Genomic DNA, 22,435 nt, shown 5'->3' on the forward strand with positions numbered 1-22,435 from the left:
GTGTTCGGGCGCTTCGCCCGGACACGGCCCCGGTCCGTCGTGTCCACGCCGTTTCCGGGGGTACGCTCGCGGCGGGAAGCACCCCGTGTCACCGACCGGAGGAGATCCGATGGCCACCCATCCGATACTGGTTCTCGCCGCCACGGGCGGACAGGGGCGAGCGGTCAGCACGGCCCTCCTCGACCGGGGCGCGCCGGTGCGTGCCCTGGTGCGCAACCCGACGTCGGCCGGGGCACGATCCCTCGCCGACCGGGGCGCCGACATCGTCACCGGATCGCTGGACGACGGAGAGTCGTTGGCGGCGGCCATGCGCGACGTGGCGGCCGTCTTCGCCATGACGACGCCGTTCGAGGGCGGGGTCGAGGAGGAGATCACCCAGAGCCGCACGATCGTCGCGGCCGCCGGTCGGGCCCGGGTACCGCACCTGGTGTTCAGCTCGGTGGCCGGCGCCGACCAGCACAGCGGTGTTCCGCACTTCGAGAGCAAGGCCGTCATCGAGGCCGAGCTGACGTCCAGCGGGCTCGCCCACACGATCCTGGGGCCGACGTACTTCTTCGACAATGCACTCGGCGGCGCCGATCGGATCCGCACGGAGGGCGTGCTCGACCTGCCGCTGCCGCGGGATCGCCCACTGCAACAACTCGATCGCAGGGATCTCGGGGCGTTCGCGGCCCACGTCCTGCTCTCCCCCGAGCGCTTCGCCGGCGAGCGGATCGAACTGGCAAGTGACGCACCCACTCCCGACACCATGGCCGCGGCCCCGGCTACCGGGTCGACCTCGAGCGGCTGCATTCCAGGTTCCCGGACGTGGGGTGGACGTCGTTCGCGGATTGGGCCGGTAGCACGTTCGGCGCGGCGCGATAGCAGCGGCGGACCCGATCACCGGGAACAATGGTCGTATGCAACAGCAGGATTCCTGGACCGCGACCGTCGTCGAACACCACCGCCTGCGCCGCGATGTCGCGGTGGTGCGCCTGATCGGTGAGGCCGTGCCGTTCCGCGCCGGCCAGTACGTGGATGTGAGCGTGCCGGGGCATCCGCGCCTGCCCCGGCGCCTCTCCCCCGCGCTGCCGCCGTCGCTCGACGGCAAGCTCGAGTTCCACGTCCGCACCGTCCCCGGCGGCTGGGTGAGCCGCAGCATCGTCGAGGACACACGCCCCGGCGATCGGTGGCAGATCTCCGCTCCGCGCGGTGATCTCACGGTCGACGAGGAGGGACCGACGGTCGTCATGGTCGGCGGCGGCACCGGCCTCGCCCCGCTGCGCTCGATCATTCTCGACCTGGTGCAGGTGCCGAACCCGCCGCAGGTGTATCTGTTCGTCGGCGGGCGGACGGTCGCGGACCTGTACGCGTCGGACATGCTGTGGCTGCTCACGCAGCAGTTGCCGTGGCTCACCACGATTCCCGTCGTCGAGGACGTGACCGACCCCGGCGCCCCCGACGATTGGTACGAGCGCATCCGCGACCACGTGGGCGACAGTGCGCTGGCCGGCTTCGGCGACGACCACCTGCTCGAGGGCACGCTCGGCGACGTCGTCGCGGCGCATGGCGCGTTCGTCGACCACCAGGTCCTCGTGTGCGGTTCCCCTGCCATGGTGCGAACCACCCGGGATCGGTTGATCGCCACCGGAACCCCCGCCGACGCCATCCGGTTCGACCCGCTCGACTAGCAGTTCGTCGGGTCCGCCGGGCATGAAATGAACGAATCTCCTGCAGGTCTGGACGGGCGTCCATATAGTCAGCGAGGACGCGTTCGGGGGTACGGCTCCAGGTGATGCGGTGCGGTACGCGTCCTGATGGCTGCAGTAGCCGACACCACTTCCGACCGAATGGAGCTCTTCCGTGAACCGTACGACGCTACGACGAGTTGCCGCCGCCGGCGCCAGTGCCGCCATGATCGCCACCGGCATGACCGTCTCTCTCGGCGCCGGAACCGCCGCTGCCCAGGAGTCCGCCTGCCAGCCGACCAAGAACTTCAACAGTGACGGCATCGTCGTCGAGCAGACCGCCGACAAGGCCRAGGTCGCACCCGGCGGCACCGTCACTTACCAGACCAAGGTGAGCCGCGGCAGCGGAATCTGGATGCTCAAGGAAATCGGGCAGTTCCACGACCCGGCACTGACGCTGGACAGCTCCAAGCTGAACGTCTGGTACCTGGCCGGAGGCCAGAAGTGGGGCGCCACCCACCTGAACAACGACCCCGCAAAGAATCTGTACTGGGAGAGCGGCAGCGGCTGGGACATGACCGGCGGCAACTACGCGGTCCTCGAAATGACCTACCGCGTCGCCGACGACGCCCAGGCCGGTAGTGAACTGGTCAGCGGCGTGCAGGCCAAGCCCCTCGGCTGGAGCACCAGTCAGGAATGGCCGACGACCGGCGCCTGCGTGAAGGTGCGGGCCAAGAACCCGGTCGAGTCGGCGAACGGCAGCCTGGATTCCGCCGGCCTCGGCTCGGTCAGCACGGCCAGTACCTCGATGTTCGGGTCGCTGACCAATCCGACCGGGTCCGTCAGCGACGTGATCAACGGCATCGACTTCGTCAAGATCTTCGGCGCGGTGGCCGGTAGCTGACCGACGAACACCGACACGGAAACGCCCGGCCGACGGATTCTCGTCGGCCGGGCGTTCTTGTCACACCGAGCGCGCGGCCCCTGCCCAGAACTGCGCGCGCAGGGCCTTCTTGTCGAGCTTGCCGAGCGGGGTGAGCGGCAGCGCGTCGACGAAGTCGACCGACTTGGGTGCGTGCACCGAACCCTTTGCGGCGCGGACTCGTTCGGCCAACTCGGCCGCCTCCACCGTTTGGCCGTCACGCAGCACGACGCATGCCTTGACGGCCTCACCCCACTTCTCGTCGGGCACTCCGACGACCGCGACGCTCGCGACGGCCGGGTGCCCCGAGATGACGTCCTCGATCTCGCGCGGGAAGACGTTGAACCCACCCGTGACGATCATGTCCTTCTTGCGATCGACGATGAACAGGAATCCGTCCTTGTCGGCGCGGGCGATGTCGCCGGTGTGCAGCCAGCCACCGCGCAGCGCCTCGGCGGTCTCGTCCGGCTTCTTCCAGTACTCCTTCATCACCAAGGGTCCACGAACGCAGATCTCGCCGAGTTCACCGCGCGGCACCTCGTCGAGGTCGTCGTCGAGCAGGCGCACGTCGAGCCACGGCACGGGGCGCCCGCACGACGCGAGCCGCTCGATGTTCTCCGGGTCGTGCTCCTCCTTGCGCATGACGGTGATCGTCATGCCGCACTCGCTCTGGCCGAAGTACTGGAAGAAGATCGGGCCGAGCTTGGCGATGCCCTCCTGGAGCCGGGTCGGAGACATCGCGGCGGCGCCGTAGAACAGCGTCTCCAGACTGGAGACGTCGCGGGTCTTCAGGTCCGGATGGTCGAGCAGCATGTAGATCATGGTGGGCACCAGCATCGTCGAGGTGATCTTGTACTTCTCGATCGCCTCGAGCACCGCACCCGGCTCGAACGCCGGCAGCACCACGAGCGAACCGCCGCGCATCAGCGTCGGCACGAAGAAAGCCATGCCCGCGTGCGAGAGCGGGGTGCATGCCAGGAACCGCATCTCGTCGGGGAACTGCCACTCCGCCATCTGGATCTGCGGCAGCGTCACACCCGATCGGAAGGTGTTGACCACGCCCTTCGGCTTGCCGGTGGTGCCGCCCGTGTAGACCATGCTCGACGGATCGTCGCCGTCGACGTCCGCGGCCACCAGCGGTTCCGGCGTGAACGTCGCCGCCAGCGCGAGCACGTCGACGCCCACCTCGGACGGCCCGAGGGAGAACAGATTCTTCAGCGACGGCACCGCGGCCTTCAGGTCGGCCGCACGGCCCTCGAACGCGGTCGGGTCGAAGATCAGGGTCTCGATCTCGGCGTCGCCCAAGATGTAGCTGTGGTCGTCGACCGAGCCCATCGGCGCCAGCGCGGTGTTGCGGCAGCCCTGGATCATCTGCGCGCCGACGCTGATGAGGACCTCGGGGCGGTTCTTCGACAGCATCGCGACGGTGGAACCCTTGCCGATGCCGAGCGACTCGAGCGCCTGGATGAAACAGCTGATCTGGTCGCGCATCTGGCCGCCGGTCAGCACGACGTCGCCGAGGTAGAGCGCCGGCCGGTCGGCGTTGCGATCCAGCGCGGTGATGAGCAGGTCCGCCAGGAAGCGGGGGCGGTGGAGAACGTCGGTGAACTCGTCGGTCATGTGTGTTCCTTCTACGCGCGCGGACGCGGACACGGACACGGCGCTACGAGCGCCGGTCGCGCCACGGTCGGCCAGTGTGGTCCGGGTCACCGACACGATAACCGGATTTGCGCAGAACTGGAACCTGTTACACCCAGAGGATCGGTCAGTTCCGCCCGTCGAACAGCGCGTCGGGCCGCAGCTTCTCGCTCAGCACCCGGGCGCGCTTGGACGCGAGCCGTTCGAACGCGTCGGGGTGCGTGAGGATCCAGAACTCGTCCCGCGCGATCCCGTCGAACAGTAGTTTCGCGGCCTCGTCCGGGGTCATCCCCTCCCGGATCTGGTCACGCCAGAAGCCGGCGTCCGCCGCGGTCGCGTCGTGCACCGGGGCGTCMTCGAAGATCCGCGTCGCGACCTGCCCCGGACTGAACACCGACACCCGGATCTGCGGGAACGCCTCCGCGCATTCGAGGTAGACGCACTCGGTGAGTGCCTGCACACCGTGCTTCGTCGCTGCGTACGCCGTCATCCGCGGGGTGATCGCGATACCGCCCACCGAGCAGGTGTTGACGATGTGCGACGGCCGCGGATCGGCGCCCATCCGCGGCACGAACGAGCGGATGCCGTGGAACACCCCGTTGAGATTCACGTCGATCACGCGCTGCCACTCGGCGGCGGGGATGTCCCACGTGTAGCCCAGCGACTCGAGTCCGGCGTTGTTCAGCAGCACTGTCACCGAACCGAACTCGTCGTACGCGGCGGCGGCGAGGGCGTCCACGGCGGCCGCATCGGTGACGTCGGTGGGCACCGCGAGCACCGCGTGACCGTCGGCGCGCAGGTCGCCGGCGACCGCGTCGATGCGCTCGGCCGAGATGTCGGCGAGGACCACGTTCATCCCGAGCGACGCCGCGTACCGGGCCGTACTCTCCCCGATCCCGCTGCCGGCGCCGGTCACGACGACGGTGCCGCCCTTCAGTTCTTCGAATCGCATGGTGCTGTCCCTGCTTTCCGCGGTTCTACTTGACGCAGTGGCCGGCGTCGACGGGCAGTGTGACACCGGTGATGTAGCGGGCCTCGCCGGACGCGAGGAACAGACTCGCGTTGGCGATGTCCTCGGGCTCGATCATCGCAACCGGCAGCAGGTGCATCGACTGCGTTCCCGCCTCGAACTGCTCCTGCGTCGGTTCCTCGACGCCCGGGCAGAACGTCCGCATCGTGGACGGGTTCTGGATCATCGGGGTCCGCGTGTTCGCCGGGTGGATCGTGTTGACCCGCACACTGTGCGGCGCAAGCTCGTTCGCGAGCGACTTCATCAGCCCGACGACGCCGTGCTTGGCCGCGGTGTAGTGCCCGACGCTCACCAGGCCGCGCAGGCCCGCGATGGAGCTGATCAGCACGATCGAGCCGCCGCGGCCACCGTCGATGATGTGTGGGATGCCGGCCTTGCACGTGCGCCACACCCCGGTGAGGTTGACATCCAGCATCGTCTGCCAGCGCTCGGAGCCCATCTCGACGGCCGCACCGGACGAGCTGATCCCGGCGGTCGCGCAGATGACGTCGAGACGTCCGAGTGCCTCCACACCGGCGTCGACCGCGGCCGAGAGCGCCTGCTGGTCACGCACGTCGGCCTCGAACGCACAGATCTTGCGGCCGAGCGACTCCACCAGCCGGACCGTCTCTGCCAGATCCTCGGGCGACGCACCGGGCGTGGTCGAATGTTCGACGGGCGCGCACACGTCGACGGCGATGATGTCGGCACCCTCCTGCGCGAACCGCACCGCCTGGGCCCGGCCCATGCCCCGCGCCGCGCCGGTGATCAGCGCGACCCTGCCTTCGAGACGTCCGCTCATCACGCCACCTTCTGGGTCTGGCCGGCGTCGATGACCATCTGCAGGCCCGTGACGTACCGGGATTCGTCCGATGCCAGGAACAGCACCGCGTTGCTCACGTCGATCGACTCCACCCACGGCACCGGCAGCAGCATCTTGGTGGCCAGCACCTCGGCGACGTCGGCGGCGGTGGGATTCTCGAGATCGGGCCGCAGCCGCGCGAACGTGGCGGGATTGAGGGTCATCGCGGTGGCGACGGCACCGGGATGAACGGTGTTGACGCGGATCGCTCTCGGACCGAGTTCGTTCGCGAGGGTCTTGGCCAGACCGGTGATCGCGTGCTTGGCCGCGGAGTAGTGCGACGCGCCGGGCACCGCCTTGATCGCGGCCGTCGAACTGACGATGACCACCGAACCACCGGACGGATCCATCTCCGCGACACCGGCCTTGACGGTGTGCCACGTGCCGGTCACGTTGACGTCGATGGACCGGTTCCACACGGCGTCGTCGATCTCCCACGACGGGCCGGGGTTGTCGCTGATGCCGGCGTTCGCGACGACGACGTCGAGCGGTCCGAGTTCGCGCGCACCGGCCCGCACCGCGGCGGTGAGCGCGTCGAAGTCCCGGATGTCGGCGGTGCCGGTGACGACGCGTCGGCCCTGTTGCTCGACCAGGCGCGCGGTCTCGGCGAGGTCCGTCTCCGACTCGCGTCCGGGCAGGTCGAGCGCGACGATGTCGGCCCCCTCCTCGGCCAGGCGGACCGCGTGCACGCGCCCCATCCCCTTGCCGGCGCCCGTCACGAGCACCGTCTTACCGGCCATCCGCATCATGATCATTCCTTTCACCGTGAGGCGACGCTAGCCAGCCGATCCGGCGACCCGGCAGTAGTCCTCCCGCGTGGTGGGAGGACCCGGCCGGCCGGGTGCCGGCACCGTCGAAACCGCACGACGACCGCTCCGACCTGCCGCTATACCACGACCTCCGGGGTGTTCCATCCAGCGGGAGAACCCCTTCCCGCTCGACACGCCGCCGAGTTCTATGAGGCGCATCACAGGACAGCCCCCTGACGGCACGGAGGAACACATGTCACTCGACACGGCGCCCACCAACGGCTCGACGACCGACACCGACGAGATCCGCGAGATCGAGGCCGCCGCAGCGCCCACCCGCTTCGCGCGCGGCTGGCACTGCATCGGTCTCACCCGGGACTTCAAGGACGGCRAGCCGCACCCCATCGAGGCATTCGGTACCAAGCTCGTCGTGTTCGCCGACAGCAAGGGCGATCTGAAGGTCCTCGACGCGTACTGCCGCCACATGGGCGGTGACCTGAGCCAGGGCGAGATCAAGGGCGACTCGATCGCCTGTCCGTTCCACGACTGGCGCTGGGGCGGAAACGGCAAGTGCACCGACATTCCCTACGCCCGGCGCGTGCCCCCGCTCGCGAAGACCCGCGCGTGGACGACGCTCGAGAAGAACGGCCAGCTCTACGTCTGGAACGACCCGCAGGGCAACAAGCCGCCGGCCGACGTGACCATCCCGGACATCGCGGGGTACGGATCCGACGAGTGGACCGACTGGAGCTGGAAGACCCTGCGCATCAAGGGTTCGCACTGCCGCGAGATCGTGGACAACGTCGTCGACATGGCGCACTTCTTCTACATCCACTACTCGTTCCCGCGCTACTTCAAGAACGTCTTCGAGGGCCACACCGCGACGCAGTTCATGAAGTCCACGGGCCGCGAGGACATCGTGAGCGGTACCAACTACGACGACCCGAACGCCGAACTGCGCTCGGAGGCCACGTACTTCGGCCCGTCGTACATGATCGACTGGCTCGAGTCCGACGCCAACGGTCAGACGATCGAGACGGTCCTCATCAACTGCCACTACCCGGTGAGCAACAACGAGTTCGTGCTGCAGTACGGCGCGATCGTCAAGAAGCTCCCGGGACTGTCGGACGAGGACGCCGCCGACATGGCCGCGAAGTTCGCCGAGGGCGTCGAGATGGGCTTCGAGCAGGACGTCGAGATCTGGAAGAACAAGGCGCCCATCGACAACCCGCTGCTGTCCGAGGAGGACGGCCCGGTCTACCAGCTGCGCCGCTGGTACCAGCAGTTCTACGTCGACGTCGAGGACATCACCGACGACATGACCAAGCGCTTCGAGTTCGAGATCGACACCACCCGGGCGGTCGTGAGCTGGCAGCAGGAAGTCGCGGAGAACATCGCGAAAAAGGCCGAGAACTCGGCCCCGACCTCCTAGTCTCCGCTTCATAGAACACCCCGACTCGAAGAGGAAATACACATGAGTTACGAAGTCCTGGCCCGCATCGAGGCAGCCGCCGACGACATCTTCGTCGAGGGCATCGAGGCGGAGCGGATCGGCAAGGTCGCCGACGCCACCGCCAAGCGGATGAAGGACGCCGGGTCCATCCGGATGCTCCAGCCCAAGGAGCACGGCGGCCTCGAGGTCCACCCGCGCGAGTTCGCCGAGACCGTGATGCGGATGGCGTCGCTGAACCCGTCCGCGGGCTGGGTCCACGGCATCGTCGGCGTGCACCCGTGGCAGCTCGCGTTCGCCGACCCCAAGGTGCAGCAGGAGGTCTGGGGCAACGACCAGGACACCTGGATGGCGTCGCCCTACATGCCGGGCGGCATGTGTATCCCGGTCGACGGCGGCTACAAGTTCGCCGGCAAGTGGTCGTTCTCCTCCGGAACCGACCACTGCGACTGGGCCTTCCTCGGCGCGATGGCGTGCAACCCGGACGGCAGCATGGAGATGCCGCCCCGCATGCTCCACGTCATCATCCCGCGCAGCGACTACGAGATCATCGAGGACTCGTGGGACGTCGTGGGCCTGCGCGGCACGGGTTCGAAGGACGTCGTCGTCAAGGACGCCTTCGTGCCGGACTACCGGGTCATGGACTGCGACGAGGTCATCGACGGCACCGCGGTCCGCAAGTACGGGCGCACCGAGACGCTGTACCTGATGCCGTGGTCCAACATGTTCCCGCTGGGCATCACGTCGGCCACGATCGGCATCTGCGAGGGCCTGCTGCACCACGCCAACGAGTACCAGCGTGAGCGGATCAACCCGCAGGGCACCGCCGTCAAGGACGACCCGTACTCGATGTTCGCCATCGGCGAGGCCACCGCGAAGCTGCAGTCGGCCCGGGATTCGCTGCTGGCCAACGTCGATCGTATGTGGGACCTGGTCGATGCCGGCAAGACGCCGACGTTCGAGCAGCGCGCCCTCGGCCGCGAGACCCAGGTCAACGCCGCCTGGCAGGCCGTCCAGGCCATCGACGCGGTGTACGCCCGCTGCGGCGGCAACGCCCTGCGCATGGACAAGCCGATGCAGCGCTTCTGGCGTGACGCGCACGCCGGCCTGCACCACGCGATCCATGTGCCGGGCACGGTGTACCACGCGGCGACGCTGAGCGGTCTGGGCGTCGACCCGCAGGGTCCGCTGCGCGCGATGATCTGACCACCATTCGAAATCACAACGGAGACAACATGACGAACCCCAATGTCGGCGGCTTCGGCACCGACATCCGCGGCCTGGGCTACGTGAAGGTCCAGACCAACGACATGGACCGCTGGCGCACGTTCGCCTTCGACGTGCTCGGCTTCGCGAAGGGCAGCGGACCCGACGAGAACGCCCTTTACCTGCGGATGGACGAGCGCGCGGCACGCATCATCGTCGTCCCCGGCGAGACCGACGAGGTTGTCACCATCGGCTGGGAGGTCCGCGACCACAACGCCCTGGTGCGCGTGACCGAGGCCGTCGAGCGGGCCGGCATCGCCGTCAAGCCGCTCTCGGTCGAGGAGGCCGACGCCCGCCGTGTCGAGGAGGTGGTGACCTTCCAGGATCCCGCCGGCGCGACGCTCGAGATATTCCACGGCGCGGTCCTCGACCACAGCCCGGTCGTCACCCCGTTCGGATCCAAGTTCGTCACCGGTGCGCAGGGCCTCGGCCACGTCGTGCTGCCGACGATGGATCCGAACGGCACGTTCGAGTTCTACACCGACGTCCTCGGCTTCCTGCCGCGCGGCGCGTTCCGGATCCCGGCCCCGCCGGAGTTCGGCCCGCTGCGGGTGCGCTTCCTGGGCGTGAACGAGCGCCACCACAGCCTCGCGCTGTGCCCGGCACCGCACAGCGGCGCCCCGGGCCTGGTGCACATCATGGTCGAGGTCGACACGCTCGACGCCGTCGGCCAGGCCCTCGATCGCGTCGTCAAGGACGGCTTCTCGGTGTCCTCGACGCTGGGCCGCCACACCAACGACAAGATGGTGTCCTTCTACGTCCGTGCACCCGGCGGCTGGGACATCGAGTTCGGCACCGAGGGCCAGAAGGTCGACGAGCGGTACTACTCCGCCGAGGAGATCACCGCCGACAGCTACTGGGGCCACGACTGGTCCGGCAGCGAGCCGCTCGCCGCGATGTAGCAGCGGGACCCACTCCAACCGAACAATCCGCCGTCAGGGGGAACCCCGTCCTACCAGGGACGATCGGGTTCCCCCTTTCGGCGTATGTCGATCTTGGTGATCCACTTCACAAAATGTGGATCCTGTGTCATTATTTCTAATCGAAATACCCACGTCAGATGGGTCTCACGGCGATGCTCGACAGAAGTGAGGGAGACATCGATGACCGCACCAGCGACTGCAGACTCCACCCCGACCGCGATCCTCGAACGGGTTTCGCTCGTCCTGGACACCTTCGACGGCCCCGGCCGCCTCACCCTCGCCCAGGTCGTCAAGCGCACCGGGCTGCCCCGGTCGTCGGCGCATCGCATGCTCGAGCGTCTCGTCGAGATGCGCTGGCTGCGCCGCGACGGCCGCGACTACGAGCTCGGCACCCGGCTGATGGAACTCGGCTCGATCGCCGTCCACCAGAATCGCCTGCACTCCGCTGCGGCACCGATCCTGCAGGAACTGCACCGCGTCACCGGCTACGTCGTACACCTCGGCGTCCTCGACGGCACCGACGTTCTCTACCTCGACAAGGTCGGCGGACGGCTCGCCGCCGAGCTGCCCACCCGCGTGGGCAGCCGCTACCCGGCCCGCAACTCCGCGATCGGCAAGGCCCTGCTCGCGTACACGCCGAACGGCACCGACAGCCTCGCCGAGTTCACGCCCGAACTGCACAAGGTCCGCGAGATGGGCGTCGCCTACGAGGTCAGCCAGATCTCCGGCGGCATCGGCATCATCGCCGTCCCGATCGGTCCGGTCGGGGGCGTCACCGCCGCGCTGTCGATCTGCGGACCCACCAGTCACCTCAAGTTCGACCACCGTCACTCCGCGCCGGTCCGCATGGCCGCCAACGCGATCCTGCAGTCCCTCACCGGACGCAGCCACGGCGCGGCGCCGATCGCGCACCGCAACCGCCTGCAGAGCATGCCCACCGCGGCGCCCCGCGCCCGCCTCCAGTACGCCTGATCCCCAGACACTCCTGACCCCAGACTTCTAGGAGCACCATGCAGATCGATCCCGAGGTCGAGTCGATGCTCACCCTGCTCGACGCAGGGTTTCCCCCCGTCGAGGAGATGACCGGCGCCGATGCGCGGGCCGCGATCCGGGCCCGTCTACAGCCCGTCGCGAATCCCGAGGAGGTGGCGTCGGTCCGGAACCTCGAGATCGCCGGACCCGCCGGACCGATCCCGGTCCGCGTCTACGAGCCGGCCGCGAACTCCACGCAGCCGCGGCCCGTGGTCGTCTTCGCGCACGGTGGCGGCTTCGTGTTCTGCGACCTCGACACCCACGACGGAATCTGCCGTGCGGCCGCGAACGGACTGGGCGCCGTGGTGATCTCGGTGGACTACCGACTCGCCCCGGAGCATCCGGCCCCGGCCGCACTCGAGGACGTCTACGCGGCGCTCGTCTGGGCCGCGGACAACTGCGCCGACCTGAACGCAGATCCGGCCCGACTGATCGTCGCCGGGGACAGCGCCGGCGGCAACCTCGCGGCCACCGTCGCGCTGGCGTCCCGCGATCGTCGTGGCCCGGCCGTCGCCGCCCAGGCACTGCTCTACCCCGTCATCGACGACGACTTCGAAACCGACTCCTACCGAACCTATTCCGAGGGTCACTTCAACACCCGTGCGGCGATGCAGTGGTACTGGAAGCAGTACGCACCCGGCGGCGCGGACAGCGCGCTGATCTCCCCCAACCGCGCCGAGAGCCTGTCCGGCGTCGCGCCCGCCGTCGTCATCACCGCGACCCGCGACCCGCTGTGCAGCGAGGGCGACGCCTACGCCGCACGGCTCGCGGCCGACGGTGTGCCCACGATCCACCGCGTGTACGAGGGGCTGTTCCACGGATTCCTGACGATTCCGGCACTGTCGATCACCCAGGTGGCGCGCAAGCAGTTGTGGGCGGACCTCCAGTCGATCCTGGGGACCGCGTCGAACTGAGCGTCAGCGGGAGGGGTGGGCGCTCAGCGCTGCCCACCCTTCTCCAAGCCCTCGACGAAGTCCTCGACATCACGCCAGGAACCAGCCACCTCGGGAATCGGATTGCCAAGTTCGTCCCGCTCGCGCACGTGCGCGAAAGTCTCTGCGGCCTCGTCGATATCGTCGAGCATCTGCCGCGCGAGGTCCATCTCGGCCCGGTAGTAGCGCTCGGCCCACTTCAGGCTCATCTTCGAGAACGCCCACGACGGCTCGCGCGTGGCGTGGTCGGCGTGCAACTCGGYGCGCTGGCGCAGCGCCTCCATGTTCTCGATGTGGGCCTCGACGAGCGCCTTGAGGTGCTCGGGGTCGTTGAGGTGTCCCATCCACAGCCGGAGCATTAAACCGTGCTTGAGCACGGGCTGGTCGACGGGCGCGTCCCGGGACCAGTTCCGCGCCGCATGCGTCCCACGCTCGGTGATCCGGTAGACGCGCCGGCCGCGCTCGCCGGGCTCGGAGACCATCTCGGACTCCACCAGGCCCGCCGCCTCGAGCTTCTTGAGTTCCCCGTACACCTGGCTGATCGACGGGCTCCAGTAGAAGTAGCCGATACTCCAGTCGGCCCACTTCTTGAGGTCGTATCCGGTGAGCCCCTCGCCGAGGGTCAGCATGCCCAGAACCGCCCAACTGGTGGCGGGCAGCGACGGGTAGCCGGCGTCGACAGCGTCGTTGGCGGGCTCGGTTTCGGGCATGGCCGAAGCCTAACAGCCCAGGTAGAAGGTGGTTACAGCCCGGTAGCAAGTGTCCGCTCACCGGGAGCGCACCTCCCGCTCCGTGGGAGAACTGCAGACGTACGACACGACAGTGACTACCGTCACGCATGGAGTCAGGAGGTCCGTTCATGGAAAGCGTCAGCTGCAACAGCTGCGGCAACCGAGTCCTCGTCGAGAAGTACAGCGAGGCCCACACCAGCATCCAGTGGCTCGAGGATGCCGACCGGGCCTGCCCCGAGTTCGCCGAGGCCCGCACCGAGGTCGGACGTCCGTGGACGCCCACGTGCCACAAGCTGCGCGAGTCCATCGACGATCTCACGATCTCCGGACAGCTCGGCCTGTCCCTGCGCAGCTACCCGGTGCCCGGCCGCCTCGAGTGATCCGACGGCGGTCCCGGTCTCTGCCACCGGGATCGCCCAGGCACGCACACCGATGCGTCCCCTACGTTCGAACCATGAAGTGGGCATTGCCGGGCGCGATGGCCGCCGTCACCGAGCGAATCGGCTTCTACACCAACGTGCTGAAGCTGCCGCTTCGTGATCCGCTGCTGACGGCGAAGCAGGTCGCGACGATGGCCGTGATGTCAGGCAACCGGATCGCCGTCGGCGTCGGGCTGTCGTGGATCCCGGAGGAGTTCACCTTCACCGGCACCGAGATGCGGACCCGCGGTGCCCGCACCGACGAGGCCATCGAGATCCTGCAGGCCGTGTGCGCCGGGCGTGGTCCCGAATGGGTCGAGTTCCACGGCAACCACTACGACTTCGACCGGCTGATGATCAGTCCCGCACCGGATCTGCCGGTGCCTGTCTACGGCGGTGGGCACAGCGAGGCCGGCCTGCGCCGCGCGGCACGCTTCGCGGACGGCTGGATCTCCGTCAACACCGGGGTCGCAGAACTGACCTCCGCGATCGAGCGTCTGGGCGAACTGCGCGCCGAGTTCGGGCGCGCCGACGAGCCGTTCGAGATCGACGCCTCCCCCACCGACGTCTCGGACATCGACGGACACCGCGCGCTCGCCGACATCGGCGTCACCCGTGTCCGGGTCTCCCCGTGGCGACTCTACGGCGCCGATCCGTCCGATCCGCGGGCCCGCCTCGACGCCGTCCGCCGTTTCGCCGACCAGGCCATCGCCGGCTCCTGAAGCACTGGAGGGGAGTTCACGGCACACTTCGACGGCGAAGGTGTGCCGCGAACTCCCGCTCAGGGGTCCGCTGGGCTACGCATTCCCACCGAGCCCGACCGCCCAGGTCAGGAAAGCATCGACGTGATCTGCCCCGATTGCCAGCGCCGACGGACGCACCAGCACGGTGTCGACGCCCAGTTCCCGCGCCTGGTCGGCCGATGCCGCCATCGCGTCGAAGTCGACGCCACCGGATCCGTCGTCGATTGCCGGCAGCATGATCTGTACCTCGGCGGATGCCGGGTCGCGGCCATGCTCCTCGAAACAGTTGCGCAGCAGCGTGATGCTCTCGGCGAGGCGGGGCATGTCCGCCGGGGCGGCGGTCCAGCCGTCGCCGACGCGCGCGATCCGGTCGAAATTCCGCTTCGACGGCGCCATCCCGAAGATCACCGGCACCCGTGACTGCACGGGACGCGGCAGGCTGTAGAAGTCGGAGAACGGAAGCCCGTTCCGGTGAACGACGCCGGCGGCGGACCCCACAGTTCGCGGCACGCGGCCACCGTCTCCTCCAACCGACCGAAGCGGCGCTCGAACGGAATCCCCGCCGCCTCGTACTCGGCCTGCTGCCAGCCGACGCCCATCCCGATCCGCGTCCGGCCCCGCGACAGCACGTCCAGCGTCGCGATCGGCTTGGCGAGCAACAGCGCCGGCCGCAGCGGCGCAACGAGCACGTACAGGCCCAGCTCCACCCGTTCGGTCACCGCGGCCACCGCGGACAGCAACGACATCGGTTCGAGCCACGGATGCTCGAGCTCGAACGGAAAACCGTTGGCACGCACTCGCTCTTCGTGAGCCTCCCGCGAGAAGCCCAGGTGGTCCGAGGTCGTGATCAGGTCGATGCCGCGCCGGTCGGCCTCCGCCGCCAGGTCGAGCAGTCCACGGTGGTCGCCGTCGTAGAGTCGCTCCGCACCGAAGACGTCCAGTCCGATCCTCGTGGGTCCTTGTCCTCTTCCTTCAGAAAGCACCGAAACGGGAGTTCACGGCACGCATTCGCTGTCGAAGTGTGCCGTGAACTCCCGTTGAGGGGTTTGCAGTGCCGGTCAGACGCGCCCGAAGTACGCGTCCTTGAGGACTGCGAGGTCGTCGATCTCCGACGCCGGCGAGTCCATGACGACCTTGCCGATGTCGAGGACGGTGACGTGGTCGGCGACGCTCATCGCCGCCTCGACGGCCTGCTCGACGAGGAGCACGGCCAGGCCGGTTTCCTTGAGCAGTTGGACGCGCTCCATGACCTCGTTGACGATGACGGGGGCCAGGCCGCCCGACGGCTCGTCGAGCAGCAGCAGCTTCGGTTCTGCCATCAGTGCCGCACCGATCGCCAGCATCTGCTGCTGACCACCGGACATCGAGCCGGCCAACAGGTTCCGCTTCTCACCGAGGATCGGGAACATCTCGTAGATGCGCTCGACCTCGGACTTGAGGGCGGTGCGACGCTTCTTCGTGGTGTAGCCGCCGAGCAGCAGGTTCTGCTCGATGGTCTGCTTGTGGAAGACGCGCTTGCCCTCCTGCACGTACGCCATGCCGCGGCGCACCCGCTGGTGGGCGGGAACACCGGAGATGTCCTGGCCGTCCATCTCGATGGTGCCGCCGTGAACCTTGTTGAGACCGGAGATCGCACGCAGGGTGCTGGTCTTGCCGGCACCGTTGCGTCCGAGCAGGGCCGTCACCTGGCCGGGGTAGACGTCGAAGGAGACGTCCCAGACCACGCGCAGGTCACCGTAACCGGACTGCAGATTCCGAACGCTCAGAACCGGTTTCATCACTCCACCTTCTCCAGCTCGGTAGCCGTGCCGCTGTCGGGGTCCACGCCGAGGTACTCGCTGAGCACGCGGGGGTGGTGCTCGATCTCCGCGGGCGGGCCCGACGCGATGACCTGTCCCTGCGCCAGCACGACGATGGTGTCGGCGAGGGAGAGGACGAGGCGGAAGTTGTGCTCCACCAGCAGCACGGTGGCGCCGGCGTCCCGCAGGGCGCGGATGAGCACCGACAGCCGCACGAGTTCGTCCTCGTCCATGCCGGACGCGATCTCGTCGAGCAGCAGGACCCGCGGCTCGGCGATCACGGCGCGCGCGACCTCGAGCATCCGTCGCATTCCCAGCGGCAGCGAGGTGGCAACCTCGCCCTGCAGGTGCGACATTCCGACCAGTTCGAGGACCCGCTCGGCCTCGGTGATGTCGGCCTTGGCGACCTTGCGGAAGCTCGGCAGCCGGAACACGGCCGAGAGCATCGAGGCACGGTTCGTCATGTACCGGCCCGAGGCGACCGCCTCGAGGACCGTGACGTTCTCGGGGATGTTCGGGGTCTGGAACGTGCGGGCCACACCCTCACGGGCCACCCGGTTCGACGAGAACTTCTGGACCTCGGTGTCACCGATGACGATTCGACCGGAGTCCGCGGTGTAGAAGCCACAGATCATGTTGAGCATCGTGGTCTTGCCGGAACCGTTGGGCCCGATCAGCGCGGTCACCCGGCCCGGCTCGGCCCGCAGGGTCGCCGCCTCGAGCGCCTGGTTCCCGCCGAACGCCTTCGAGATGCCGTCGACCTCGAGCGTGGCACCCGCGATGGGATCGACATGCGGAATCGCCTCCGGGTCCCGCGGTTCCGGCCGTTCGAGGGCGCCGATACCGGCCTTGCGGTCGAGCCTGGTTGCCAGGCTGCGGAACACCTTCGTGAGTCCGCCCGAGAGCAGGACGCCGCCGATGATCAGGAAGCCGCCGTAGAAGATCAGCGAGTACTCCTGGAACGCGGTCGACTGATTCGGCCCGAACTGCATGATGGCCGCACCGATCACCGCACCGTAGACGCTCGCCGAACCACCGAGGATCGACGCCGCGAGCACCGCGGTGGCGAACGTGAAACCGAACGCCTCGGGGGCGATGAACAGGTCGGTGTTCGCGAACAGGGCGCCCGCGAGGCCTGCGGGCAGGGCGCCGATCGCGTAGCCCAACAGCTTCATCCGGAACACGGACACACCCTGGGACTGCGCGAGAACCGGAGACTGCTTGAGCGTGCGGAACGCGATGCCGTGACGCGAGACCACGAGGTTGCGCATCACCACGAACCACAGGATCGTCACGCCGACCACGACGTAGTAGAAGTTCTTGTCGATGTCCTGGCCGAACAGCGTCGGCGGTTCCATCCCGGACAGGCCGTTACGGCCACCGGTCTTGCCGCCGAAGATCGCGAGGATGTCGGGCACCAACAGGATCAGGAAGAACGACGTCATCGCCAGCGACCAACTACCCAGTCGCAGACCGGGAATGCCGGTGATGATGCCGACGATGAGTGCGACCGCGCCCGCGGCCGCCAACTGCACCAGGATCTCGGTGTGCCCGGCCTGGGACATCAGACCGGCCGTGTACGCGCCGGCCGCGTACATCGCGGCCTGGCCCAGTGCGAGCTCACCGGCATAGCCGAGGCTCAGGTTCAGGCCGCTGACCACCAGGGCCAGGATGCACGCCAGCTGGAGCTGACGCGTGTTCGTCGCGTCCATGCCCAGCATCGGTGCGAAGAACACGATCAGGCCGAATGCGAGCGCGAAGATCCAGCTCGGGACACCGCGCAGAGTGCGCCAGATCTGCATGGTCACACCACCCGTTCTTTCACCGTGCCGAACAGTCCGGCAGGTTTGACCATCAGGACGACGATCAGCACGACGAACACCGCAATGTTGCTGTACTGGCTACCCGCCCACAGTGCGGTGAACGATTCGACCAGACCGACCGTCAGACCACCGATCAGTGCGCCCGGCAGCGAACCGAAGCCGCCGATCGCCAGGGCCACGAAGCCCTTGAGCGCCAGCGCGGCACCGAGCGTCGCGACCGCGAACGTCTTGGGGCCCACGAACAGTCCGAGCACACCGGCGATCGCACCGGAGAACGCGAACGCGCCCATCGCGATGCGCCGCACATTGACACCACGCAGCATCGCGGCCTCGCGGTCCTCGGAGACACCCATGAGAGCCAGACCGGTCATGGTCCGCTTGCTCAGCTGACCGAGGCCGATCACGAGCACGATCGACAGGACCAGCAGCGCGATCTCGACCGGATACGTCCGGCCGCCCAGGATGGTGATCGGGTCGTTCGACCCGAAGAACGGAACCGTCAGCGGCTCACTGCCCCAGATCAACTGCGTCGCACCGTTGAGCAACGTTGCCGCACCCAATGTCGTCACCAATTGGTTCTGGTGATCGGCGACCGGTCTGATCGCGACCAACTCCTCGACGGCCGCGAGGATCATCACCGTCACGGTGGCCATCACGGCAACCACCAGCACCGGAAGCTTCAGCGTCACCAGGCCCGTGTAGGCCACGAAGGTGCCGACCATCATCAACTGCGCCTGCGCGAAGTTGAAGGTGTTCGACGAGACGAACACGATGTTGTACCCGATCGCGACGAGCACGTAGACAGCGCCGAGGGCGAGCCCCGACCACAGAATCGTCACAGCGAGAACCTCCTTCGCGTCGTATGGGAATCAGAGTTCATGAACGTCATGCGGCCGGATTGCCGAACTGGCCGTTGACGACCTTGGTGGGCGCGATGAACTTCATCTCGTCCTGCGTCGGGTTCGGGCCGTGGTTGTCGGCAGTGAAGTTGTAGCGGGACAGGAAGGCCGTCTTCGCGTTCTTCTGGACCTCTTCGGTCTCGAGCGCCTGCGCCAGCTTCTCGGAATCGGTGGTGGTGCCGGCCTTCTCGGCAGCGGCGGCCACGAGCGGGAACGCGTCGTAGTTGTCGGCGATGATCAGCGTCGACGAGATGGTGCCCATCGAGGCCATCGTGTCGACCATCTTGTTGACGGCCTCGTTGTTCGGGTCGTACACGGTGCTCGTGAAGACCTGCGAGACAAGGTTCTTCACCTCAGGCGTACCGAGGACGCCGTTCGGCGGCTCGTTGGCGACGAGGTTGGTGCTCGACACCGAGGTGTTGCCGATCAGCGGCACGTCCCAGCCCAGACGCTGCATGCTCTGCAGGACGTACCCCAGCGGCGCGCCGTACGCGTCCAGCGCGATCGCCTTGGCGCCGGCGTTCTTGAGCGACTGCAGCTGCGCGGTCATATCCAGCGCGGTGGCCTCGTACTCCTCGTTGCCGGCCTGCTTCAGCCCGGCCTTCTCCAGCTCGGAGGTCATCTCCTTGCCGAACAGCTCGCCGTACGCGGTGCTGCCGTGGATGACACCGATGTTGTCGTAGCCCTTCTCCTTCACGTGGCCGACGATGCCGCGGGCGTTGTCGCCGGCGCCGGGCGCCAGGTCGAAGTTCAGCGGGAACTTCGACGGATCCGTCGAATCCGGCGTGGGCGCAACGTTGAACGAGAGGATGTCGTTCTGCTCGAGGATCGGCAGCACCGCGGCGCCGACGGACGACGGTCCGGAGTTGAGGACGAGGTCCGGCTTCTGCTTGTTGATGGCCTCGCGCACCTTGGTGACCGCGATCGTGGCGTCACCGGCGTCGTCGACGACCGTCAGTTCGATCTGGCGACCACCGATGCCACCGGCCTGGTTCTGCACCTCGACACCGGCCTTGGTCGCGAGGATCGAGGTCTGCGCGTTGGCCGCGAGGACACCCTGGGCGCTGATACCGCCGGTCACGAGGACCCGGTACGGCGCATCGGCGCCGCCGGCCTCGGCGGAGTCCGTGCCACCGCACCCCGCAATCGTCAAGACCGACGCGGCAACCGCCGCGACGAACACTGGACGCCGATTCTTCATGACTGCCCTCCTAGGACACCCGCTACGTACCTACAGAACCAAGCGCTCGCTTGGCGCGTTTGGACACGGAAGAGCTCGGCGAGCCCCAGCTGGGCGACGCCTAGACACGTCACCCTGCATCAACACCCACCGAGCTCTTCCCATCAAGCACTTGCTTGATTCACCAAGCACTTGCTCGAGTGGGAGCATAAGGGTGTGACGTGGGTAACGTCAACCGACTCGACCATGGGATGGGAGGGCGATGCCCCGCGATACCGCTGAACGGGAATTCACGGCACGTTCCCGGGGCCGAAAGCGTGCCGTGAACTCCCGTTCCGGGGTTGGTCAGGGTCGATCAGGGGTTGTCCACAGCACCGGCACCGCCCACAGGCGACGACGCCGCGGCGCGCTGGGCGCATTCCGTGTCGGGGCACGCCGCGAGCGTGCCGGCATGACTGGAATTCTCGTACCGTTCCACGGCAGGGCCGCCCTCGATCGGGACCTGGTGAGCAGGCGTCGACTCCGACGCCACTACACGCGCATCTACCCCGACACCTACCTGCACAACGACATCGAGGTCGACACCGTCAAGGCCCGGCAGCTGATCCACGGCCGACCGACCCTCATCGCACAGATCACCCGTGTCCTGTGTGACGCCGGTGCACCCGTGTAAACGGCGAACGGGAGTTCACGGCACGCTTCGAACACGAAGGTGTGCGGTGAACTCCCGTTCAGGGGTTGAGCTGTGGGTCAGCGCTGGTTGCGCGGCTTCCAGACGACGAGCGCGTTGCTGCGCGGGATGGGCACCAGGTCCCGGCGGTAACTGGCGTGGACGCGGGCGACCTCGGCGGCCATCTCGTCGACGCGGTGCTGCAGCGCCTCGACCTGGTTGGTCAGCTCGATGATCCGCTTGATGCCGGCGAGGTTGACGCCCTCGTCCTGGGACAGGCGCTGCACTTCACGCAGCAGAGCCACGTCCCGCGGCGAGTACCGGCGGCCGCCACCGGTGGTGCGGTGCGGGGTGACCAGGCCGAGCCGGTCGTAGTTACGCAACGTCTGTGCGTGCATCCCGGCCAGTTCGGCGGCCACCGAGATGACGAACACCCGCGCATCGGGGTCCGCTGGGACCTCCGACGCCTTGCGTTGCTTGTCGCTCATGATGGTTCACCTGTTCGATCGGTTCGCGCCGGTCAGGCGCCGGCCCATCCTGCCCGCGGATCGAATCCGCTGGCCTTCTCTGCCTCCAGGTAGGTCTGGAGCGCCTCGGTGGCGGGGTCGTCGAGCTTCTGCGGCACCGCAACCTTCACGGTGACCAACAGATCGCCGGCGCCTCCGCCGCGCTTGGGCACACCGCGCCCTCGCACCCTGAGAATCCGTCCGTCCGCGGTTCCGGCCGGAACCTTCACGCCCACACGGCCGTCCAGTGTCGGCACCGACAGGGTCGTACCGAGCACCAATTCGCCATAACTGACCGGCACCACCAGCGTCAGATCGTCGTTGTTGCGCCCGAACACCTTGTCGGGACGCACGTGGACGGTGACGTACAGGTCGCCGGACGGTGCACCCCGCAGCCCGGCCTCACCCTGACCCGCCAGGCGGATCCGCTGGCCGTCACTCACGCCCGAGGGAACCCGGACGGTGATGGTGCGGGTGCGGTTGGTGACGCCGTTTCCGTGGCAGTCGGCGCACGGATCGTCGATGATCGACCCGGTGCCGCGGCAGTCGTCGCACGGCTCACTGAAACCGAACGCACCCTGGTTGCGGCTGACCACGCCGGTTCCGTTGCAGCGCGGGCACACCCGCGGGCTGGTACCCGGCTCGGCACCGCTGCCGTGGCATGTGGTGCACGCCGACCTGCTGGTCAGGCGCAGCGGAACCGTCACGCCCTGGGCGGCCTCGCGGAACTCGAGCGTGGTCTCCGTCTCGACGTCGCTGCCGCGGTGCGGACGCGACGCCGTGGTGCGGCCACCGCCACCGCGGTTGAACAGCCCGCCGAACAGGTCACCGAGGCCACCGTCGCCGCCGGCGGCACCGCCGCCGCCACCACCGAACAGGTCGTTGATGTCGAAGCCGCCGCCGCCGAAACCGCCACCGCCGGTGCTGTATCCGGCTCCGGGGCCGAAGCCGCCGCTCGCGAACAAGCGGCGGGCCTCGTCGTACTCCTTGCGCTTCGCGGGGTCGGACAGGACGGCATGCGCCTCACTGACCGTCTTGAAACGCTCCTCCGCCTTGGTGTCACCGGGGTTGGCGTCGGGATGCAGATCCCGGGCCAGCTTGCGGTACGCCTTCTTGATCTCGTCGGCGGAGGCGTCGGAAGAGACACCCAGTTCCTTGTAGAAGTCCTTTTCGATCCACTCCCGTTGGCTCACTGGGCGTCTCCTCCTTTCACTG

At 68.0% G+C, this 22,435-nt stretch carries 21 protein-coding genes and 2 pseudogenes; 11 read left to right on the top strand and 12 right to left on the bottom strand.

The genetic code is table 11. The annotated features are described in order from the left end of the window. Positions 1-109 precede the first annotated feature (109 nt). The 3 genes and pseudogenes from AB4Z09_RS18835 (at position 110) to AB4Z09_RS18845 (ending at position 2,571) form a co-directional block, all read left to right on the top strand. Positions 110-864: pseudogene (locus tag AB4Z09_RS18835) on the top strand (NmrA/HSCARG family protein). A gap of 35 nt (positions 865-899) precedes the next feature. Then, a complete protein-coding gene (locus tag AB4Z09_RS18840) occupies positions 900-1,670 on the top strand; it encodes an FAD-binding oxidoreductase (protein ID WP_442240436.1) in 771 nt (256 codons plus the stop codon). Between the two features lie 172 nt (positions 1,671-1,842). Beyond that, on the top strand, positions 1,843-2,571 hold the full coding sequence (locus AB4Z09_RS18845; protein ID WP_442240437.1) for a hypothetical protein: 729 nt from the start codon (positions 1,843-1,845) through the stop codon (positions 2,569-2,571). Between the two features lie 60 nt (positions 2,572-2,631). Here AB4Z09_RS18845 and AB4Z09_RS18850 read toward each other — a convergent pair whose 3' ends face one another. From AB4Z09_RS18850 to AB4Z09_RS18865, 4 genes are all read right to left on the bottom strand, one after another. Beyond that, the gene (locus AB4Z09_RS18850; protein WP_442240438.1) at positions 2,632-4,209 is read right to left on the bottom strand and encodes an AMP-binding protein; all 1,578 of its coding nucleotides are present in this window, start codon (positions 4,207-4,209) and stop codon (positions 2,632-2,634) included. Between the two features lie 145 nt (positions 4,210-4,354). Next, positions 4,355-5,179, bottom strand: a complete 825-nt coding sequence (locus tag AB4Z09_RS18855) for an SDR family NAD(P)-dependent oxidoreductase (RefSeq protein WP_442240439.1) — start codon at positions 5,177-5,179, stop codon at positions 4,355-4,357. 25 nt (positions 5,180-5,204) lie between these two features. Beyond that, positions 5,205-6,038 carry a mycofactocin-coupled SDR family oxidoreductase gene (locus AB4Z09_RS18860; RefSeq protein WP_442240440.1) on the bottom strand — a complete coding sequence of 278 codons (834 nt, stop codon included), beginning with the start codon at positions 6,036-6,038 and terminating at the stop codon, positions 5,205-5,207. Beyond that, complete coding sequence (locus AB4Z09_RS18865; RefSeq protein WP_114721758.1) at positions 6,038-6,847, bottom strand: mycofactocin-coupled SDR family oxidoreductase; 810 nt, start codon at positions 6,845-6,847, stop codon at positions 6,038-6,040. The genes AB4Z09_RS18860 and AB4Z09_RS18865 overlap by 1 nt, the downstream gene beginning before the upstream one ends. Before the next feature lie 253 nt (positions 6,848-7,100). Here AB4Z09_RS18865 and AB4Z09_RS18870 point away from each other — a divergent pair, with 253 nt between their 5' ends. The 5 genes from AB4Z09_RS18870 to AB4Z09_RS18890 all read left to right on the top strand — a co-directional run bounded on the left by AB4Z09_RS18870 (position 7,101) and on the right by AB4Z09_RS18890 (position 12,432). Continuing rightward, positions 7,101-8,279 (top strand): Rieske 2Fe-2S domain-containing protein, encoded by a 1,179-nt coding sequence (locus AB4Z09_RS18870; RefSeq protein ID WP_442240441.1) that lies wholly within the window; start codon positions 7,101-7,103, stop codon positions 8,277-8,279. Positions 8,280-8,321: 42 nt separating this feature from the next. After that, positions 8,322-9,503 carry a hydroxylase gene (locus AB4Z09_RS18875; RefSeq protein WP_114721560.1) on the top strand — a complete coding sequence of 394 codons (1,182 nt, stop codon included), beginning with the start codon at positions 8,322-8,324 and terminating at the stop codon, positions 9,501-9,503. Between the two features lie 29 nt (positions 9,504-9,532). Next, positions 9,533-10,465 (top strand): biphenyl-2,3-diol 1,2-dioxygenase, encoded by a 933-nt coding sequence (gene bphC, locus AB4Z09_RS18880; protein ID WP_114721559.1) that lies wholly within the window; start codon positions 9,533-9,535, stop codon positions 10,463-10,465. Positions 10,466-10,666: 201 nt separating this feature from the next. Further along, a complete protein-coding gene (locus AB4Z09_RS18885) occupies positions 10,667-11,458 on the top strand; it encodes an IclR family transcriptional regulator (protein WP_114721558.1) in 792 nt (263 codons plus the stop codon). A 38-nt stretch (positions 11,459-11,496) separates the two neighbouring features. Next, positions 11,497-12,432, top strand: a complete 936-nt coding sequence (locus AB4Z09_RS18890; protein ID WP_442240442.1) for an alpha/beta hydrolase — start codon at positions 11,497-11,499, stop codon at positions 12,430-12,432. Between the two features lie 23 nt (positions 12,433-12,455). Here the strand turns inward: AB4Z09_RS18890 and AB4Z09_RS18895 are convergent, their stop codons facing one another. After that, complete coding sequence (locus tag AB4Z09_RS18895) at positions 12,456-13,160, bottom strand: PadR family transcriptional regulator (RefSeq protein ID WP_442240443.1); 705 nt, start codon at positions 13,158-13,160, stop codon at positions 12,456-12,458. Positions 13,161-13,309: 149 nt separating this feature from the next. Here AB4Z09_RS18895 and AB4Z09_RS18900 point away from each other — a divergent pair, with 149 nt between their 5' ends. Both AB4Z09_RS18900 and AB4Z09_RS18905 read left to right on the top strand, forming a co-directional pair. Beyond that, positions 13,310-13,561: a hypothetical protein gene (locus tag AB4Z09_RS18900; protein ID WP_114721756.1), complete on the top strand. Its 252-nt coding sequence runs from the start codon at positions 13,310-13,312 to the stop codon at positions 13,559-13,561. Positions 13,562-13,635: 74 nt separating this feature from the next. Next, positions 13,636-14,322: an LLM class flavin-dependent oxidoreductase gene (locus tag AB4Z09_RS18905; protein WP_442240444.1), complete on the top strand. Its 687-nt coding sequence runs from the start codon at positions 13,636-13,638 to the stop codon at positions 14,320-14,322. A 75-nt stretch (positions 14,323-14,397) separates the two neighbouring features. Here the strand turns inward: AB4Z09_RS18905 and AB4Z09_RS18910 are convergent. From AB4Z09_RS18910 to AB4Z09_RS18930, 5 genes and pseudogenes are all read right to left on the bottom strand, one after another. After that, positions 14,398-15,326: pseudogene (locus AB4Z09_RS18910) on the bottom strand (TIGR03619 family F420-dependent LLM class oxidoreductase). Positions 15,327-15,401: 75 nt separating this feature from the next. After that, complete coding sequence (locus AB4Z09_RS18915) at positions 15,402-16,121, bottom strand: ABC transporter ATP-binding protein (protein ID WP_174913060.1); 720 nt, start codon at positions 16,119-16,121, stop codon at positions 15,402-15,404. Then, positions 16,121-17,944, bottom strand: coding sequence for a branched-chain amino acid ABC transporter ATP-binding protein/permease (locus AB4Z09_RS18920; RefSeq protein WP_442240462.1), 1,824 nt, complete (start codon positions 17,942-17,944; stop codon positions 16,121-16,123). Before AB4Z09_RS18920 ends, AB4Z09_RS18915 begins: the two co-directional genes overlap by 1 nt. A 2-nt stretch (positions 17,945-17,946) precedes the next feature. Then, on the bottom strand, positions 17,947-18,804 hold the full coding sequence (locus AB4Z09_RS18925; protein WP_114721551.1) for a branched-chain amino acid ABC transporter permease: 858 nt from the start codon (positions 18,802-18,804) through the stop codon (positions 17,947-17,949). A 46-nt stretch (positions 18,805-18,850) separates the two neighbouring features. Then, positions 18,851-20,065 carry an ABC transporter substrate-binding protein gene (locus AB4Z09_RS18930; protein ID WP_442240445.1) on the bottom strand — a complete coding sequence of 405 codons (1,215 nt, stop codon included), beginning with the start codon at positions 20,063-20,065 and terminating at the stop codon, positions 18,851-18,853. A gap of 430 nt (positions 20,066-20,495) precedes the next feature. Here AB4Z09_RS18930 and AB4Z09_RS18935 point away from each other — a divergent pair, with 430 nt between their 5' ends. Beyond that, positions 20,496-20,717, top strand: a complete 222-nt coding sequence (locus AB4Z09_RS18935; RefSeq protein ID WP_442240446.1) for a hypothetical protein — start codon at positions 20,496-20,498, stop codon at positions 20,715-20,717. Positions 20,718-20,794: 77 nt separating this feature from the next. Here AB4Z09_RS18935 and AB4Z09_RS18940 read toward each other — a convergent pair whose 3' ends face one another. Next, positions 20,795-21,202, bottom strand: a complete 408-nt coding sequence (locus AB4Z09_RS18940; RefSeq protein ID WP_442240447.1) for a heat shock protein transcriptional repressor HspR — start codon at positions 21,200-21,202, stop codon at positions 20,795-20,797. 32 nt (positions 21,203-21,234) lie between these two features. Next, a complete protein-coding gene (dnaJ, locus tag AB4Z09_RS18945) occupies positions 21,235-22,413 on the bottom strand; it encodes a molecular chaperone DnaJ (RefSeq protein ID WP_114721539.1) in 1,179 nt (392 codons plus the stop codon). Positions 22,414-22,435 lie beyond the last annotated feature (22 nt).

This window comes from Rhodococcus sp. TAF43 (genome assembly GCF_052113525.1).
Taxonomy (GTDB): domain Bacteria; phylum Actinomycetota; class Actinomycetes; order Mycobacteriales; family Mycobacteriaceae; genus Prescottella.